Source organism: Sorangiineae bacterium MSr12523, assembly GCA_037157775.1.
Classification (GTDB): Bacteria; Myxococcota_A; Polyangia; order Polyangiales; family Polyangiaceae; genus Pendulispora; species Pendulispora brunnea.
The window spans coordinates 7265940-7283218 of record CP089982.1 but is presented as its reverse complement, the minus strand read 5'-3'; the positions used below and the strand labels follow the sequence as shown (position 1 = coordinate 7283218).

The 17279-nt window shown below is 62.6% G+C and carries 15 protein-coding genes; 7 read left to right on the top strand and 8 right to left on the bottom strand.

All coding sequences use genetic code 11. The features are described 5' to 3' along the window. The first annotated feature begins 84 nt into the window (after nucleotides 1-84). Nucleotides 85-1236 carry an acyl-CoA dehydrogenase family protein gene (locus LZC95_28430; protein ID WXA90378.1) on the top strand — a complete coding sequence of 384 codons (1152 nt, stop codon included), beginning with the start codon at nucleotides 85-87 and terminating at the stop codon, nucleotides 1234-1236. Nucleotides 1237-1240: 4 nt separating this feature from the next. Here the strand turns inward: LZC95_28430 and LZC95_28425 are convergent, their stop codons facing one another. Next, nucleotides 1241-2044 carry an enoyl-CoA hydratase-related protein gene (locus LZC95_28425; protein ID WXA90377.1) on the bottom strand — a complete coding sequence of 268 codons (804 nt, stop codon included), beginning with the start codon at nucleotides 2042-2044 and terminating at the stop codon, nucleotides 1241-1243. A gap of 20 nt (nucleotides 2045-2064) precedes the next feature. Further along, nucleotides 2065-3231 (bottom strand): acyl-CoA dehydrogenase family protein, encoded by a 1167-nt coding sequence (locus tag LZC95_28420; protein WXA90376.1) that lies wholly within the window; start codon nucleotides 3229-3231, stop codon nucleotides 2065-2067. Nucleotides 3232-3328: 97 nt separating this feature from the next. Between LZC95_28420 and LZC95_28415 the strand changes: the two genes are divergently transcribed. The 3 genes from LZC95_28415 (at nucleotide 3329) to LZC95_28405 (ending at nucleotide 6427) form a co-directional block, all read left to right on the top strand. Continuing rightward, nucleotides 3329-4033, top strand: coding sequence for a TetR family transcriptional regulator (locus LZC95_28415; protein WXA90375.1), 705 nt, complete (start codon nucleotides 3329-3331; stop codon nucleotides 4031-4033). A 278-nt stretch (nucleotides 4034-4311) separates the two neighbouring features. Beyond that, nucleotides 4312-4821 (top strand): RICIN domain-containing protein, encoded by a 510-nt coding sequence (locus LZC95_28410; GenBank protein WXA90374.1) that lies wholly within the window; start codon nucleotides 4312-4314, stop codon nucleotides 4819-4821. 268 nt (nucleotides 4822-5089) lie between these two features. After that, nucleotides 5090-6427 carry a hypothetical protein gene (locus LZC95_28405; GenBank protein WXA90373.1) on the top strand — a complete coding sequence of 446 codons (1338 nt, stop codon included), beginning with the start codon at nucleotides 5090-5092 and terminating at the stop codon, nucleotides 6425-6427. Between the two features lie 37 nt (nucleotides 6428-6464). On the opposite strand, the gene LZC95_28400 is transcribed toward LZC95_28405, so the two are convergent. Beyond that, nucleotides 6465-8408, bottom strand: coding sequence for an extracellular solute-binding protein (locus tag LZC95_28400; GenBank protein ID WXA90372.1), 1944 nt, complete (start codon nucleotides 8406-8408; stop codon nucleotides 6465-6467). A gap of 223 nt (nucleotides 8409-8631) precedes the next feature. Between LZC95_28400 and LZC95_28395 the strand changes: the two genes are divergently transcribed. Further along, on the top strand, nucleotides 8632-10224 hold the full coding sequence (locus LZC95_28395) for an FAD-dependent oxidoreductase (protein ID WXA90371.1): 1593 nt from the start codon (nucleotides 8632-8634) through the stop codon (nucleotides 10222-10224). A 103-nt stretch (nucleotides 10225-10327) separates the two neighbouring features. Here LZC95_28395 and LZC95_28390 read toward each other — a convergent pair whose 3' ends face one another. After that, complete coding sequence (locus tag LZC95_28390) at nucleotides 10328-10780, bottom strand: hypothetical protein (GenBank protein ID WXA90370.1); 453 nt, start codon at nucleotides 10778-10780, stop codon at nucleotides 10328-10330. Nucleotides 10781-11127: 347 nt separating this feature from the next. Here LZC95_28390 and LZC95_28385 point away from each other — a divergent pair, with 347 nt between their 5' ends. Next, nucleotides 11128-12498 carry an amidohydrolase family protein gene (locus tag LZC95_28385; protein WXA90369.1) on the top strand — a complete coding sequence of 457 codons (1371 nt, stop codon included), beginning with the start codon at nucleotides 11128-11130 and terminating at the stop codon, nucleotides 12496-12498. On the opposite strand, the gene LZC95_28380 is transcribed toward LZC95_28385, so the two are convergent. Both LZC95_28380 and LZC95_28375 read right to left on the bottom strand, forming a co-directional pair. Further along, a complete protein-coding gene (locus LZC95_28380) occupies nucleotides 12495-13364 on the bottom strand; it encodes an aminoglycoside phosphotransferase family protein (GenBank protein WXA90368.1) in 870 nt (289 codons plus the stop codon). The two genes, LZC95_28385 and LZC95_28380, sit on opposite strands and share 4 nt — an antisense overlap. 45 nt (nucleotides 13365-13409) lie before the next feature. Then, on the bottom strand, nucleotides 13410-14390 hold the full coding sequence (locus LZC95_28375) for an alpha/beta hydrolase (GenBank protein ID WXA90367.1): 981 nt from the start codon (nucleotides 14388-14390) through the stop codon (nucleotides 13410-13412). A 137-nt stretch (nucleotides 14391-14527) separates the two neighbouring features. On the opposite strand from LZC95_28375, the gene LZC95_28370 reads away from it, so the two are divergent. Next, nucleotides 14528-15394 carry an AraC family transcriptional regulator gene (locus tag LZC95_28370; protein WXA90366.1) on the top strand — a complete coding sequence of 289 codons (867 nt, stop codon included), beginning with the start codon at nucleotides 14528-14530 and terminating at the stop codon, nucleotides 15392-15394. Nucleotides 15395-15407: 13 nt separating this feature from the next. On the opposite strand, the gene LZC95_28365 is transcribed toward LZC95_28370, so the two are convergent. After that, nucleotides 15408-15968, bottom strand: coding sequence for a GNAT family N-acetyltransferase (locus LZC95_28365; protein WXA90365.1), 561 nt, complete (start codon nucleotides 15966-15968; stop codon nucleotides 15408-15410). Between the two features lie 33 nt (nucleotides 15969-16001). Further along, complete coding sequence (locus LZC95_28360; GenBank protein ID WXA90364.1) at nucleotides 16002-17225, bottom strand: hypothetical protein; 1224 nt, start codon at nucleotides 17223-17225, stop codon at nucleotides 16002-16004. Nucleotides 17226-17279: the final 54 nt, after the last annotated feature.

The window sequence follows — 17279 nt, the reverse complement described above, 5'->3', positions numbered from 1 at the left end:
GGTGCTGAGCGAGGTTGACGGCCCCAAGTGATCAATGCAAGCTTGATTGAATATTCATTCAACACAAGCGGGAGCACCCGGCCCATGACTGACGTGTTCAACACCCCGGAACGGTTTGCGCTGCGCCAAACCGTCCGCAAATTCGTGCAGAAGGACGTCCTTCCGCGGTTGGATGCGTGGGAGCAAGCCGGTGAGCTCCCACGGGAGCTGCACAAGCGGGCCGGCGATTTGGGCCTGCTCGGTATCTCGTTTCCGGAGGAGGCGGGGGGCGTGGGCGGCAACGCCATCGACGGTGTGGTTCTCACCGAAGAGCTGCTCTACGCCGGTGCCTCGGGAGGGCTTGCGGCTTCGCTGTTCACCGCGGCCATTGCCGTGCCTCACATCATTGCCGCGGGCAACCCCGAGCACATCGAGCGCTGGGTTCGGCCCACCTTGGCCGGCGATCTCATAGGAGCTCTCGCCGTCACCGAGCCCGGGGGCGGCTCGGACGTGGCCGCGCTCCGCACCACCGCGAAACGCGATGGGGACCACTACGTCGTCAACGGATCCAAGACGTTCATCACCAACGGCGCACGGTGCGATTTCGTCACCACCGCCGTTCGGACCGGCGACGAGGGAGCACACGGCCTCTCGCTGCTCGTGATTGAAAAGGGCACGCCCGGCTTCACCGTGTCGCGCCGCCTGAGCAAGATGGGCTGGCTCTGCTCCGACACAGCCGAGTTGACCTTTGAGGATGCGCGCGTTCCCGTCGCCCATCGCGTTGGCGAGGAGAACACCGGTTTTTACCAGCTCTCGGCAGGCTTCGTCTGGGAGCGGCTCGCGCTGGCCGTGCAGGCCTATGGCCACGCCCAACGCGCGCTCGATCTCAGCGTGGACTGGTGCCGCAACCGCGTCACCTTCGGCCGCCCGCTGATCACGCGCCAGACGGTGCAGCATACGCTCGCCGAGATGGCGCGGAAGGTCGACGTCGCCCGCGTCTACACCCGCGCGCTCGCCCTGCGCATCGCCCACGGGGAGGCCGGTCTCCTTGCCGAAGCGTGCTTCGCGAAGAACACCGCCGTCGAAAACGGCGCGTGGGTCGTCGATCAGGCGGTCCAACTCCACGGTGGCATGGGCTACATGCGCGAGTGCGAGGTGGAGCGGATCTACCGAGATTTTCGCATCCTCGGCATCGGAGGGGGCGCGAGCGAAGTCCTCCTCGGCTTTGCGGCGAAGCTCAAAGGCTATACGCCGTAGCCAGCTACGCCCAATTCGGTTTTCGCTTCTCGAGGAAGGCCATCGCGCCCTCGGCGGCTTCGGGGCCGCGGGAGGCCTCGGAGAACCTGCGCGCGGCGTCGTCGAGAAGCGTCCCGAGCTCCGTGTGAAGGGATGCCAGCATGAGCTCTTTCGTCACCGCATTGGCGTGGGGGGCGCAGCGGCGGATTTGCGAGAGCGTGGTGCGAAGGAGTTCGTCGAGGTCCTCTTCGGCCTCGGCGACGAGGTGCACCAGCCCGAGGCGCAGTGCCTCGGCCCCGTCGAAGCGCGCGCCGCAGACACCGAGCCTCCGCGCATGCGAAAGGCCGATGCGCTGCACCACGAAGGGGGCGATCTGGGCGGGGAATACACCGATGCCCGTCTCCGGTAGCCCAAAGCTGGCATCCCGGCGGGCAATGGCCACGTCGGTGACGCAGGCCAGCCCGAAACCGCCGCCCAGCACCGCGCCTTCGAGGATGGCCACCGTCGCCTGCGGTGCTGCGTTCACGCGCTCGAGCATCGTGCCGAATTTGCGATTGTACGCAGCCACCGGATCGCCTTCGACGGTGCCGATCGATGCGCGGATGCGGGCCATCTCCTTGATGTCCCCGCCGGCGCAGAAATTCCCGTCCTTACCGCGCAGCACCACCGCGCGCACACTGCGGTCGTCCGCAATGGCCTCGAACGTGGCCAGCAGCTCGTCGACCGTGCCCGACGACATGGCATTGCGCGACTCCGGCCGGTTGAAGGTGACGTAAAGGACGCCTGCATCGAGCCGAAGCTCGAGGTTCGTGCACTCGGGAAGGTTCATCGGCGGCTCCTTGGTCCTTCTTATTTCTTCTTCCTCGGGAGGGTGCCCATCATCTTGCAAATGATGCCCAACATGACCTCGTCGGTCCCGCCGCCAATGGAGGTGAGACGCAGGTCGCGGTAGTTGCGCGAGACCGGGTTGTCCCAGGTGAAGCCCATTCCGCCCCAATACTGCAGGCAAGCATCGCTCACCTCGCGCTCCAGGCGACCCGCCTTGAGTTTGCACATCGAGGCGAGTTTCACCGTCTCCATGTCGTCCTTGTTGGCGACGTAGCGTTCGCACGTGAGGTAGATGAGGGCCCGGAGCGCTTCCACCTCCGTTTGCAGCTCGGCGAGTCGGAAGTGCACCGACTGATTGTCGAGCACGGACATCCCGAAGGCCTTGCGTTCGCGCGTGTGCTCGATGGTCTGCTGGATCATGATGTCGAGCACCAAGAGGCCCGTGCTCGCGACGAACATGCGCTCTTCTTGGAATTGTTGCATCTGCATCATGAAGCCCGTGCCCTCGCCCCCGATGAGGTAGCGCTGGGGTACGCGCACGTCCTCGAAGTAGAGCTGCGCGGTATCGGAGGCCCACATGCCGAGCTTCTTCAGCTTCTTTGCGCGGACGACGCCCGGCGCGTTCAAGGGCACGACGATGAGCGACTTGTTCTCGTGCGGTTTGCCGTCGCCGGTGTTGGCGAGAAGGCAGATCCAATCGGCCTGCATGCCGTTGGTGATCCACATCTTGCTGCCGTTGATGACGTAGTCGCCGCCGTCTTTGCGGGCGGACGTCGTGATGGACGCCACGTCGGAACCCGCGCCGGGCTCGCTCACCCCGATGGCGCCCACCAGATCGCCGGCGATGCTGGGCGCGAGGAATTCGCGTTTGAGCTCCTCCGAGCCGTAGCGGGCGAGGGCCGGTGTAGCCATATCGCTCTGCACGCCCATGGCCATCGGGATGGCCCCACAGTTGGCGCGGCCCAGTTCCTCGGCGTAGGCCAGGGAGTAGCTGTAATCGAGCCCCATGCCCCCGTATTCCACGGGCTTGGTGATGCCGAACAAACCGAGGTCGCCCGCTTTTTTGAAGAGCTCGTGCGCGGGGAACGATTCCGCGTTTTCCCATTCCTCGACGTGGGGATTGATCTCCTCCTCGACGAACTTGCGAACCGTTCTCCGGATCTGATGATGCTCCTCGGTAAACAGCATGAGATCTCCCTCGGGCAGTCTATTGATGGCTCATTCAAATCATTTGCACGAACATTCAATCGACACAAGGGCCATCCGCGTGGCAAGCTGAGGGGACGTGACCAGTACCGCTTCCCGTCGCCGACCCGCCCGCGCGCCGCATCCTTCGCGGTCGCCGCGCGCACCGCAGCTGCCGCAAGCCCCCGCGGAGCTGACCGGGGCGGCCCTCACGCGGGAAAAGCTGCTTCAGGCGGCCCACGAGCTTCTTTTCGAACACGGTGGCACCGAACCGTCGGTGAGCCAGATCTGCGAGCGGGCCGGCGTTCAGGTGGCCATGGTGAGCTACTGCTTCGGGGGCAAGGCGCAGTTGTTCGAGGCCCTGGTGGAACGCGCGGTTCAAGGCATCGTGGGAGAGCTCGAACGGCTCGCGGCACAGGGGCTCGAGCCCGAGCAGATGCTTCGCGTTCACGTGCGGGCGATGGTGAAAAACTTCGTCCGCTTTCCCTACGTGCGCCAACTCTTCGAGCGCAGCCACAGTCGTGATCGACGCGTCGTTCGCGCGGCAACGCTCTTTGCCGAGCCTGCGCTGGCCTTTTACCGGGATCTCTTTGCGAGGGGCGCGCGGCTCCGGAAATTCCGCAAGGTGGATGCGACGCTGTTCTTCTTTTCGCTCCTGGGAATGTGCGAGTTCCTCTTCACGGCGCGCGCGCTATTTCCGACCACCGGAGAGGCGTTCGACGATGCGCTCGTGGAGCGCTTCTCGGAGCACACCGTCGAGCTCATTCTGCAAGGCGTGACCCGGGGAAGCGACCCGGGGAAGTGACGTTCACGTCGTCCTGAACCGACGCATCGATACGGGCAAATCGAGTGTCATAATGGCTATTTGCTCGAGTCCTATCCGCTTATGACTGCGCCAATTTGGCGCTCGATGCGCGGAGGTGCGGAGTCGCCTGGTCGAAATCCACGAATAGTTTACACTTCGAAAAATTGTGATGCCGGCAGATTGGATGCTTGTCATTCGAGTGATTTGTATTAAATGACGGGATACTCCTCGACGCGCGTCGAGGTTGCTGCTTATTCGCCAATCATTGGAGGTTGTAAATGAAGTCCACGTTCATTTCCTCGCTCTTTACGGTCGTGCTTTGTGCTGCGTCCATGGGCTGTGCTGCTACGACGGACGCCGAATCGGAAATCGATTCGAAGGAAACGAGCTCCGAGCTGCTCCCGGACGAAGTGCGCCGCTTCATCAATCTTGCCACGTCGCAATGCATGGATAGCAACTCTGCAGGCTCTGCGTACACGCTCGGCTGCAACGGCGGCAATTATCAAATCTGGAATATCCACCCGTGGAGGGACAATACGTACGAGATCAAAAACATCGCAACCGGTCGCTGCCTCGCCACCCACGGCGGTCCCAATTACGACAACGATGCCTATACGGCGCCGTGCAACAAAGACGATCAGCTGCAAAGCTGGTACATGAACGTCTACGGGAATGGCACGCGGCGGTTCTCCAATCAAGCCACGGGAAAGTGCCTCGATACGCACGGGGGCGATCTCTATACGCGTCCCTGCAACGACGGCGACAACGAGCGGTGGCTTTGGAATTGACCGTCGCGGGTTCGAAACCCACGTATTCTGCGGGGATCTTGCCGCTTAGGAGCGTGTGAATGGGGAGGAGGAGCGTCCCGGCATTCCACGCGGGACGCTCCTGCCGGGGGCCCGGGCGGGCATCGAGGCACGCCTGAGCTCTGGCCGAGTCGATGCTAAGGCAACCAATCGTGGCGTCGTGACGACATCTTTCCGGGAGACAAGCCCCTAGACCTTCGCGTTACCATGGTCGTTTCCGCGCGCACCCAAGCGCCGGTCAGGAGGGGTCATGCCGACAATCACCGTGGAGATGGTCAGGGAGATGAACAAGCGCCTCGAGGCGCGAAACAGCGCGGTGTTCATTGCGGAGCGGGAGTTCGAGGGGGCGAACTACGACAAGCAGATGATCGCTCACCCGCCGGATTCGACGGTGGCGCCCATGCTGATCGACGAGATCGTCTACAGCAACTGCTCGTCGACCCCCCAGGACGTCAAAGCCGCCGTGGACAAATCGATTACCAATCAAGTCAAATGGTACGTGAAGGCGGGAACCAAGATTGGGTGGAAGGTCAGCTTTGCGGTCAACGCGCTGTTCGTCAAAGCTTCGACCGAGTTCAATTTCGAGATATCGCTGGAGGGCGGCAAAGAAGGCACCGAAACGGAGGCCTTTACCTACAAGTTCGAAACGCCGCTGCGCGTTCCTTCGATGAAGAAGCTCATATTTCAAGCCATTTTGCAGCAGGAGAAGGTGCAGGACGTGCCCTTTACACTGCACGTGTTCTTGCTGGGTGGTCAGGTCGGCGTGGTTCCACGCGGACTAAAGGCATTGAGGCGTTACTGGAACGGCAACGAGCACTTCTTCACCATTTACGAAGAGCACCCCGAGGACAATGGCTACAGTCCGGAGGGATCGCCCGGATACATTTTCGAGACGCAGCAGCCGGGCACGGTGCCTCTGTACCGCTACTGGGATGGCGGCGACCATTTCTACACGACCAACTACGGCGAGCTCGGTGAGGGCCGCGGTGGCTATACGAAAGAAGGCATCGCTGGATACGTCTATACGACGCCGGAGAACGGTGCGATTCCGTTGTATCGCTATTACAACGGCAAGGATCACCACTACACCTCGGATTACAATGAATTGGGCGAGGCGCGTTTCGACTACCACAAAGAAGGGATAGCCTGCTACATCGTGCCGCAGTCCGTCGCGGAGGCGGGGGCTCCCCGTGATATCGCGTCGCTCTTGCCGTCGTTGAGCGATCGGACCTTCACCCTCACCGGCAACTTCCGCGGTGAGTCCACCGTTCGCAATGCGAGCATTCTCACCTTCGAGAAGGACCTGTCCGCCGAGCAGTGTGCCATCCTCGGGGGAAGCGTTCAGTCCTTCACGAGTGCGCCGAGTGGCGATGCTCCGACCGTGCAGCTCGCGCCGGGTTTCTACATGCAGCGCACCGGCGAGTCCAACCGTGCGAGCACCGAGATGCTCACCGCGGGCCAGCCGGGGGTGCGCACCATCGATGCATCCGCCTCCGTCGTTTCCAGTGCATCCAATGCCTCGGCCGTCAAGCCTCCCGAGCCCATCCCCCCGCCCAACCCGCGGCCAAACCGCGCGCACCGTATGTGACGTTCTAAAGTTTCGTGTGCCGTGGGCGGAGATGCAATCATTTTGCAATCTCCGCCCACGCGCGCGACCACTCTGCGTAATCTTTGCATTGTACACTGGTGCGCCCGTCCAGGCATTGGGACGTGGGCGTCGTCCAATAGTGAACTTTCGCGTAATACGCCTCGTCGGCCGCGTGAAATACTTCGCAAAACTTGGGATCCGCGGTCTCGTTGCAGGCTTTCGCGTTCGCCGGGGCCTGGCCATAGAACTCGGCCACCTGCGCGTTGATCTTGGGCGACGCGATCCAATTCATCCATTCGTAAGCGCACGTCGGATGGCGGGCTTTGGCTGCGATCATCCATGTATCCGACCACCCCGTCGCGCCCTCTTTTGGAAGCGTGGTGGCGATGGGGGCTCCTTCGGCCTTGGCCAGATTGGCGGTGATCTGCCACGTCGTGCCGATGACCGACGTCCCGGTTTTGAAGCTCTGAATCTGTTCCGTGTAATCGCTCCAATATTGACCGACGTAATGCCGTTGATTGCGAAGCACGTCGAGCACCGCCAGAAATTGCTGGTCGTCGAGCGCATACGGATTTCGAATCCCCAATTGGGGACGCGCCATCATCAGGTAAACCGCGGCATCGGCGAGGTAGATGGGCGAGTCGTACACCGAGAGCTGTGGCGGCGTGCCCGCGGCAGGCTCGAGCACCGCGGCCCACGACTCCGGCGCCGTGGGCACCTTGTCGGTTCGCCACACGAGCAGGTTTGCACCTCGGCCGTGGGGCACGCCGTACGGCACGCGATTCACCGAGTTCCACGGTTTGAGCTTGAGCGCGGGAAAGAGATCCGCATAGCTAGGAATTAGGTCGGTATTGACCGGCGCGACGGTACCCGATGCGATCAATCGCAACGACGCGTCGCCAGATGCCGATACGACATCGTACTCCCCCGTTTTCATCAACCTCACCATTTCGTCCGACGAATTGGCGATCTTCGCGTTGACCTTGCATCCGGTTTTTCCCTCGAAAGGATGCACCCAATCCACGTTGGGATCGTGGGAGCCGTCTTCCGCGTACCCAGCCCACGTGACCAGGTCGAGCTTTCCCTCGGCCTTGCCCAGCGACTTGGGCGCTTCCAATTCCAGCATACCTGCCAGAACACGCTCGAGGGGCTCCGCCGAGGTGGGGAGGCGATTGTCGAACGGGTGTTCCAGCGCGGAAATCAAATAAAGCGAGAACGACAAGATGGCGGCGAGAAACGTGATCAACGCGCGATGGACCACGAAGTTGCCCGCCTCGAAGAGGCACCCAATGATGAGTGTGCCGATACCTCCTCCCCATAGAATGATCCACAAGGGAACGGGCACGCCGTCCCGACTGGCCAAAAGGCGCAATCGGCGGTTGTCGTCCACCTCGTTGAGGCGCCGCACGGATTGATCGTAGAGGGAGCTACCGCGTTGGCGGCCCTCGATTTCCGTGTACGCGCTCCAAAGTGCGGCCAATGCGTCGTCTGCGGACTGGCTCTGCTCGCCCTTGGCCATCAGCGGCCACTCTTCTTTCACCACGGAGCGAACGTATCGACGTGACGCCTGCTGGATCTGGAGCTGTACAGTGACCGGAAATCCACGTGACATTCGCTCGAGATCGGCGATGGCATTGGCCTCCCGTGCGACGACCACGCCGGTATCCGAGTAGCTTTGCCACACCATGACGATGAGGAATCCGGCGATGAGCCCGTACACACCTCCCACCGTGGCGAAGGAGCTGCTCACGATGGCGTCGTCCGCCGGCAGGCGATTTTCGACGGGATAGCAGCGCCGCACCACGGAAATGACCACGTGGGCCAACGCCGCGGCGAGCACGATCTGCAGCGTGGCATCGAGCCACATGGGTAGCCCGGGCACCAGTTTCAGCCCAGCCAGCGCTGCGAAGAATACGGCGACCAACGCGAGAATCGTTAGCTGCCGCCGCCGCGAGACCGCCTTGACAAGGTCGTACAACACGGTTCGACGACACTACGCAGGGCGCTGGCAAAGATCAAATAAGTTTGCGCATGAGCCCACTCACGAACATGCTGGCGACGTCTGCGAAATGCAAATATGTATTTCGAATTAGCGGGCGCACCTATCGAGAGGACGCGTATACGCACTGCGCCACCGGGGTGTGGGTCAGGTCATCGCACCTTTTGCGAACGCCCGATTCGAGCGGGCGAGACCTGGGGGATCGATGAAACTGGAATATGGATATCGTGCGCTCGGCGCGATCATCGTCGCGAGTCTCGCAGCGTTGCCCGCGTGTGCTGGTTCGCCGGCGCCTGCCAAACGTGCAGAAACACCGTCGGCGCGCGCCACGCGCCCGGTGGAATCGCATCGCTACGACGTGATCATCGTCGGGGCGGGCATGGCCGGCCTCACCGCGGGAAAAACGCTGAAACACGCAGGGCGAAACGTCCTCCTTTTGGAGGCAACCGATCGCATTGGAGGAAGGGGGATCACCGACACCACGACGTTCAGCGCACCCATCGACTTGGGTGGCGCCTGGATCCATGGGGTCGAAACGAACCCACTGTCGCCGATCATTCTTGGCACTGGTTTGGCCGTTCAGCCCACCGAGGTGGACGCGTCGAAGCACTTTTTCCTGAACCATCGCTTCGCGACCCGTTGCGAGCGGGAGAGGTTCGATAGGATCTCGGAGGCCTTCGAAGCGGCACTCGAGGATAGCGTGCACCCCTCGGGTCCCTCCGAGGTGGCGGCGGACGATGCCGCGTCGAACTACCTCCCAAAGAGCGAGCCGGCCGGCTCCGACTCCAACACGGACTGCAAAGCGACCCCCAAACCGGCCAAAAAGGGAAATGGAAAACGGGCACAGCCCGCCGAGCCCCCGGTGGTGGAGGCGACGTTCAACGAATTGCTTTCGCTGGTCGCACTCAACACCGGGCCTCTGGAGAGCGCCACCGAATTGGAAAAGAACTCGAATGTCGATGCCACGGAATTTCTGGCGGGCAATGACGTTCTGATCAAAAAGGGATATGGCACCTTCGTCGAGGAATACGGAAAAGAAATGCTCCCCGACGTGCATTTGAGTTCACCCGTCACCAGGATACGGCGCGGCCCAAACGGGGTCGTCGTGGAGACGAGCAAGGGCGAGCGATTCGAAGCGCGCAAGGTGCTGGTCACCGTTTCGACGGGTGTGCTGCGCGCGGGGAAGATCAAATTCGACCCCGAGTTGCCGAAAGACAAATTGGAGGCGCTCGATGGGCTGCCCATGGGCGTTCTCGACAAGGTCATCATGGAGTTCAAGACGCCCGATGTCTTTCCCAAGGACAATGGCGCCTCCCTCGCCAACACGTGGGTGCTCTATGGCGGCGATACGAAGAATCCCGATGATGACATGGCCTTCGTTTTCAGCCCCATGCGGAGCAACATTGCCATTGGCTTCATCGGTGGCGAGCGCGCGTGGAAGTTGGAGAAGCTTCCGAACCACGGCCGCGATGCCATGATCAAGCTCGCCACGGATGCCATGAACGACATGTGCAAATGCGATGTGACGGCTTCGCTCGTTGCGGCCCGCACGACCTCGTGGGGTACCGAGAACTGGACATACGGTGCTTATTCGGCGGCCGCGCCGGGCAAGTCGGCCATGCGTCAGAAGCTGGCCGAGCCCGTGGAGAACGTTCTCTACTTCGCCGGCGAGGCCTGTGATTTCTCGACGTACAACGGCAGCTTCGCGGCCGCATACAACTCCGCGCTCCGGGCAAGCCATGGTCTATTGGCGTGTCTCGGTCGCGAGGACAAAGGCGAGAGCTGCGGCGAACGCTGAATTCGAATCGAGCCACGCCGGCGGAAAGCTGCACACTTCGAAGACCGCTCCCCCATCGGACCGGACGGTTGAGGTGCATGCGCACCGAATGCGGCGTGGCTTCCTAGGCCGGTGATTGGGATTGCGCGGCGACCAACCGGCGGATGTTCGCGGTCATGAGACGCAGTGCAGGAAGCCGTGTGCCGCGCTTCTCTTCCAGCCACGCGATGCCCTGTTCGATGGTGAGGAACGTGGATTCGTCCCAGTTCGGACGGCCTCGGACCCAGCGAAGGGCGGTGGTGATGCCCGGTTGGCGAGGGTCGCGATTGACGCACGCAATATACGGATTGTAGTGCGGGTGATCCTGCACCTCGCAGAGTTGGCGCCGGCGAAGGGCATTGGGCATGGGCTCCGTGCCCGTCACCAGCAGCACGGATGGCCGAAAACGAAGGCCCGGACTGCGCGCGCAAAGCTCCCTGCGGTGCGCGAACGTTTCCTCCCACTCTTCGTCGCTCACCACACCGGCGTACCACCACACGGCTACACCGTGCTGCCAGTCACTCCGGGCGATGTACATGGAACCGGGTGGAGTGATAGCACAAGCTTCGCGAAAATGTCGCGAAAGCATCGAGGAAAAACGTTTCCTTTTTGTGACGCGGTGATGCCGAACCCAGCCTACTACCTCGGACGTGCCATCCTGGCGCGGCGCCGCGTCACGTCGGTGGAGCTGACGACCGGTCCTCCTGCGCGCTCTACCCAGAATGTGCCCCGAGAACCAAAATGTGACCGGGCGTGACCAGGATGGAACCGCGATCTTTCTTTCTATTAACGAATTGAAATCATCGACAGCGTGATATCTCGTTTAGAGTGGACGAGAGGTGTCGGAGTCCATCGAGCTTCGACCGACGATGAGGAGGCTGTTCGATGAGAGCGAGTCCGTTGGCTTTCTGGCGTGTGGTGCTCATTGCGGCGATGATGCTCGTATGCCTGTCGCCCGCGACCGCACGCGCCGACTCGGTCGCGCGCGGGCGCGTGCTGGTTCGCAACGCCGAGGTGGTGATCACCATGGATCCCCGGTTGGGGAAGGGGCCTTTGGGGATCATCGACAAGGGGGACGTGCTCTTCGAAGACGAGCGCATCGTGGAGGTGGGAAAGGGAATTTCCCCCCGGGGTGCGCGGGTGCTGGATGCCACGGGCAAGATCGTCATGCCGGGATTCGTGGATACGCATACCCACTTGTGGCAGTCGATGATCCGGGGCTGCGGCACCGATACGGATCTCAATGGCTGGCTGACGCAATGCATGTTGGCCGTCGGCCAGAAGATGAACGCCGAGCAGACCTACAATGCCGTGCGTTTGAGCACGGCCGACGTGATCAGCACGGGTGTTACCACCGTGACCGACTGGTCTCACAGCTTCAATACGAACTTCGTCGACGGCAATATTCGGGCACTGATCGATTCGGGGCTTCGATTCGTCTACGCGTACGCGTTCGATTTCAATCGGGAGACGGACATTCGCCGCGTAAAGCGCGAGATCATCGATCGAAACCCGCGGGCGCGTCTCCAGCTTGCCAGCCACCCCGTTCCGGAGAACGTGCCGGCGATGCAGCGAATGGTGCAAGTGGCCGATGAATTGCACGTCGATATCAATACGCACCTTCTGGAGAACATCGCCGACCGCCAAGCCGACCAGATACGCTCCCTGGAGCAGGCGGGGGCGCTGAAGTCGACCTTGATGGTGAACCATGCCATCCACCTGACCGATTCCGAAATTGCCCTGCTCGCCCGCCGCGGGGTGCGCATCGCCCACTGCCCGCTCAGCAACATGCGCCTCGCCTCCGGGATCATCCGCATGCCCGAGCTGGTGAACGCCCACATCAAGATCGGACTCGGCCTCGACGGCGGCACCAACGACACGAGCGACATGTTCAATTTGATGCGCGCCGCCGTGGGCCTGCAGCGTGCGAAGTTCTTGAAGGCTACGGCCACCCCGACGGTGGCGGAGGTCCTTCGCATGGCCACCATGGGCGGCGCCGAGGTCCTCGGGATGCAGAACGAGATCGGGTCCCTCACGCCCGGAAAAAAGGCGGACCTGATCGTCATCGATCCGCACGCGATCAACTTCGCCCCCAAGGTCGATTGGCTCGCCCAAATCGTGTTCAACGGCCAGCCGCGCAACGTGGAGTACGTCGTCGTCCACGGGCGCTTCCTCAAGGTGGCGGGGCGCCTGGTCAACGTGTGGGAAGACGGTTTGGTCAATGCGGCCGAGAAGAGCCGGGAGGAGCTGAATTAAGGATTGCAGATGGTGCCAATCACGTGGACCGCGTTGTCGGCGAGCACGGGATTGGTGATTCGATAATACGGTAATTGAATGAGCGCGATCGACAATGCCCACCCGCGGGCCCTCGCCCAGGTGGCATCGTCGATCGCGAGGGCCTCACGGAAGGTGTCCCGTGCGTTCTCCGGGAGCAGGTTCCAGGCGGCAATCGCGTCCACCGCAGGATCGCCCAAACCGACGGCCCCGAAGTCGAGCACCGCTGCAAGCCTTCCGCCGGAGACGAGCACATTGCCCGGTGAAAGGTCGGCGTGGATCCACACCGGCGGACCTGTCCAAGCGGGCACCCGCAGGGCCGCTTCCCACGCGGCGGTGGCGGCATCCCGATCGATGATGCCGTGCAGTTCGGCAATCGCGGTGCGCGTTGGGGCATCGCGGGCTGCGAGATGCACGCCTCGGTACGAACTCGGTCCCCTCGTCGCATCGACGCGATGGAGCGCGTGAACGAATTGGCCCAGGTCCTTCGCGAGGGCGCGAGGGTCGGTGAGGCGGCCCACCACCGGAGTTTCGCCGCGAAGCCAGCGCGTGACCGACCAAGGCCACGGATAGTCGTCGGTGGGCTCGCCTTTGGCCAGCGGCACGGGAATTGGAACGGGTAGGGCGGATGCCAGACGCCGCAGCCAGCGCCATTCCTTTTCGACGTCCTTGAGGGCCTCCTCGACGCGGGGAAGCCGCACGGCCATTTCGGTACCGAGCCGGTAGATGGCATTCATCGTTCCAGCGGATTCGATGCGCGCGAGTGGCAAGCATGCCCATTGGGGAAACTGGATCGAGATCAATCGCTGCACGAGGCGAATGTCGATGTCCAGTTCGTGGGCATGCATCCTGGCGGCGCACATTCCACCCTTGTACCGCGAATTGCCGCGATCTCACCCGGAAAGGCCCCATAGTCGGCGTGCTTCTTCGGCGATGAGATCAGGGAACTCTTCCGGAAAGAACAATTTGGCCCCGGGAACGCGGCGAATGCCCATGGATCTGCCGAGCGTGCGATCGAGGTAATCGGGGCTCGCAGGGGAGAAAAGGTCGTCGCTGGTGCCCCATACGATGCGGGTGGGAACGACGACGCTCCGAAGCGCGGGCTCGATGCCGGCCAGCGGATTGGGCTCGAGTGCCATGTGGAAGGCTTCGTATTGCTTACGTTTCAATGGCGAGCTGATGAGCGGCGTGAAATAGTACTCGATGACGTCATCCGTGAATTGGCTCGGATCGCGAAACACGGCCGCGCCGAACGTGGAACGAGCGAGTGACTTGTTGGCGAGCCATTCGTCCATGCCTTTGTTGAGGGTGCCGGCGCGCGCTTGCGCAATGATGGGCAGGACCTTCGGTGGCGGGCTGTCCGGCTCGACGTCGCAATTGGTCAGCAGCAGCGTGCGAACGCGCCGGGGATACCGGATCATGAACAATTGGGCGACGGCGCCGCCGCTGTCGCTGGCAATGATGTCCACGGTGGAGACGCCAAGGCTGTCGAGCAGGGATCCGAGCATGGCGACTTGGTCTTTTGCCGCCAAACCTTGGCGCTCGGGAACTTGCGAATACCCCAGGCCCATGAAGTCGGGGGCGATGCACCGCCGATGCGCCGAAAGCCGATCGATCGCGCCACGCCATTGAAAGCCGTTGAGCGGGGCGCCATGCAAAAACAGTGCAGCGTCACCGGAGCCGCGCTCGATGTACGCAATTTTGCCAAACGGGATGTCGGCGAATCGCCTCTCGGCGTGGAACGCGGCGGCGTCCAATGGCCGGGGAGCGCTTGGCGGAGCTGCGCGGGCGCTTTCCACCCGCGAAGCGCAGGCCGCTGCCGCGCCGCTGGCGAAGGTGGCGAGGGCGAGTTCCACGAATTGCCGACGTCTCATGCTGAAATGTCCGGGGATCATGCCGAGGATGCTGGCACCGCCTTCGCTGCGGCGCGCACACGCGCGGATGGCCGCGGATACGAACGGATGATTTTCGTCCCTTGCGCAAAATCGCGACCGGTAGAAAACTTCGTGCCATGCTCGACGGTTTTCCGCGCCCTCCCTGCTATCCGATCCCGGTAGCACCCGAGTCTGGCGGGAACCGTTCGGTGCTTCTCGATGTGCTCACGTCGCCGGTTCCCAAAGGGCTTTTCCCTTCACCGGTGGATGTCCGTCATGTGCTCTGCCTGCACGTGGGCACGCCGGTTCCGGTTTCGTACCGCACGGACAATCGCGAGCGGGACGGCGTGCGGCTGCATGGCCAATTCTGCGTCGTGCCCGCCGGATCGAGCACGCGCTGGGTCGTCTCGGCGCCTGCGACCTCGCTGCTCTTGCGACTCTCGCCCTCGTTCCTACGGGAAACGGCCCACGCGATGGGCCTGAGTACGCTGGATGCGGACCTTGCGCCGTCGATTCACGTCCGCGATCCGCACATCGAGCGCATCGGCTGGATGATGCAGGCCGAAGATCACGATGCCTATCCCGGTGGCCGCTTGTTCACCGACAGCCTGGCCTCCGCGCTCGTCGCGCGCCTCTTTGCACTGCAATCGCGCCACGTGGGGACGGGGGTGAAGCCCGGGCGCGCGCTTCCTGCGCGACTTCTGCGCAACGTCATCGAGTACATCGAAGCGCACCTCGACGAAGATCTCACCCTGGCCGAGTTGGCCGAGGTGGCGGGCTATAGCCTGTCGCATTTCAAGCCGCTCTTCCGGCAAGCCGTTGGAAAGCCGGTGCATCGATTCGTTCTCGAGCGTCGCGTCGAGCGCGCCCGCGCCCTCTTGCTCGAAGGGCGCAAGAGCATCGTCGAAGTGGCCTTCGAGACGGGCTTCGCCAACCCGAGCCACATGGCCCGCTGCATGCGACGCGCACTCGGGGTCAGCCCGTCGCAAATCGGCAAATCGTGAATCGATCAGGGAATCACTTCGGCGGGGACCAATCCCACGCGACGACGGCCCATTCGTCGTTCGCATCGCGGTACGTCTTCACGAGCTGGAAGCCCACGCGCTCGTGGACGCGTATCGAACGCGTGTTGCGCGTGGCGATTTCCGTGACGCACAGCTCGAACCGTGAGGCGTACTGGGCACGGTGCTCATCGTACATCGCGTCGACGACGCGGCGGCCGCGGTGGGCGCGGGCCACGCAAATCTGGCCCATGACGTAATAACGCAGGGCACCGAGGGGCTTGCCGCGCCATTCGAGCACCTCGAATTGGCGGAACATCGGGTCGAGAATGGGCACGAGGGTGCGCGCTTCCACCGGCATCACCAGGGCATAGCCCGCGAGCTCGGCGCCTTCGCGGGCGATGACGCTCGGCGCGATGGCGTGCATGCCCTCGAGGGCCTCCATGGTGTGCGCGACCGTGACGAATCCCTCGCGCCGCGCGTCCTCTTCCTGAACGACATCGCGATGGTTTTCGCGTTGCAGTGCCAGAATGTCTTCGAGGTCCGCGCGGCTCGTCACGAGCGAGGTTTCGATCATGGTGTGATGTATAGGTCGCCAGCGCCCGTGTGGCTAGCGTCCTGCGCCGACGACGAATGCGAACGCCGTGGGAACGCGCATCGCCCAATACTTACCGTTGTGCTCTTTGCCGGGTTCCATCACCGGTGTGACCTGCGTCATGAGGTTCGTTCCCTCGACGTATCCGGCGTCGGCGTAGGCCTGGAAGAGGTCTTTGTTGGTCACAATCATCATGTCCTTGATGTCGGTGTCGGGGTAAACCTCGCCGCCGCCGATGTCGGCATAGACACGCAATGTTTGCTTGGGGCCGGTTTTCGCTTCGCGGACCATGCGCGCGGCAATGCGGTTGTCCCAAAACGCGGAGGATGACATTGCGACAATGCCTCCGAAGACGTCGCCCCGCGTCACCCCCGCGTACACCGACATGAGCCCTCCGAGAGATGCGCCACCAATGAAGGTGCTCTCGCGAGCGGGCTTCGTTCGCAGCTCGGAGTCGACGAGCGGTTTGAGCTCATCCACCAACATGGCAATGAACTTGGGGCCGTCGCCGCTCTTCTTGACGCTCCCCGTCGGATCGGCGGCCTTCGTGGGCGTGAGCTCCAGATTCCGCGCCTCCATGGGATCGGACAGATTGAGCGAGACGGGGCTGAGGATGCCCACGACGATGGACTCCGCGATGGTGCCCGCCTCGGCGGCCGCGTCCAGTTGCTCGTCGACCTTCATGTCGCCCATGAGCGCGGTGCCAAGAATGGAATTGCCGAAGACGATTTGGCTATCCATCATATAGATGACCGGAAATCGTGCTTTGGTATTCTCTTCGTAGCTGGGCGGCAGGTACACCTCGATGGGCCGTCCCGCTCCAAAGGGTTGCGGGTGCACGTTCGATTTGAAGTTGCGCCAGCGCGTGCTCACCGAACCTTTTTGATCGAAGAAGTGCGGATAGATGTCCACGGTCCGTCCCGCGAGGGCCGTGTAATTCGGCCCCCGCGCGGGTGTGCCGTCGAGCACCGGTTTCACGCTCAGGGCCGAGGCCACGTCGTCGAAGACGAACTCCCAGGTATCGTCCCCGACATTTTGCCCGCTGACGGGCGCATGATCCGCGGTGAGGGTGAGCGCCCGCGCCCCTACCGGATAATGCACCCGAACCGTCGCTTGCGATGTTGCAACGTTGCCGAGGACCGTTTGGGAAGGGTCGGACGGAGCATCGTCGGCCGCGAATGAACAGCCGACGAGGGTGGCAAGAAGCGCGGCCGGCAACAATCGAGTGAAACGCATCATGATGACTCCGTTCTCGCGTGGGAGGTTGGTATACGTCGCGTATACCAAGGTATG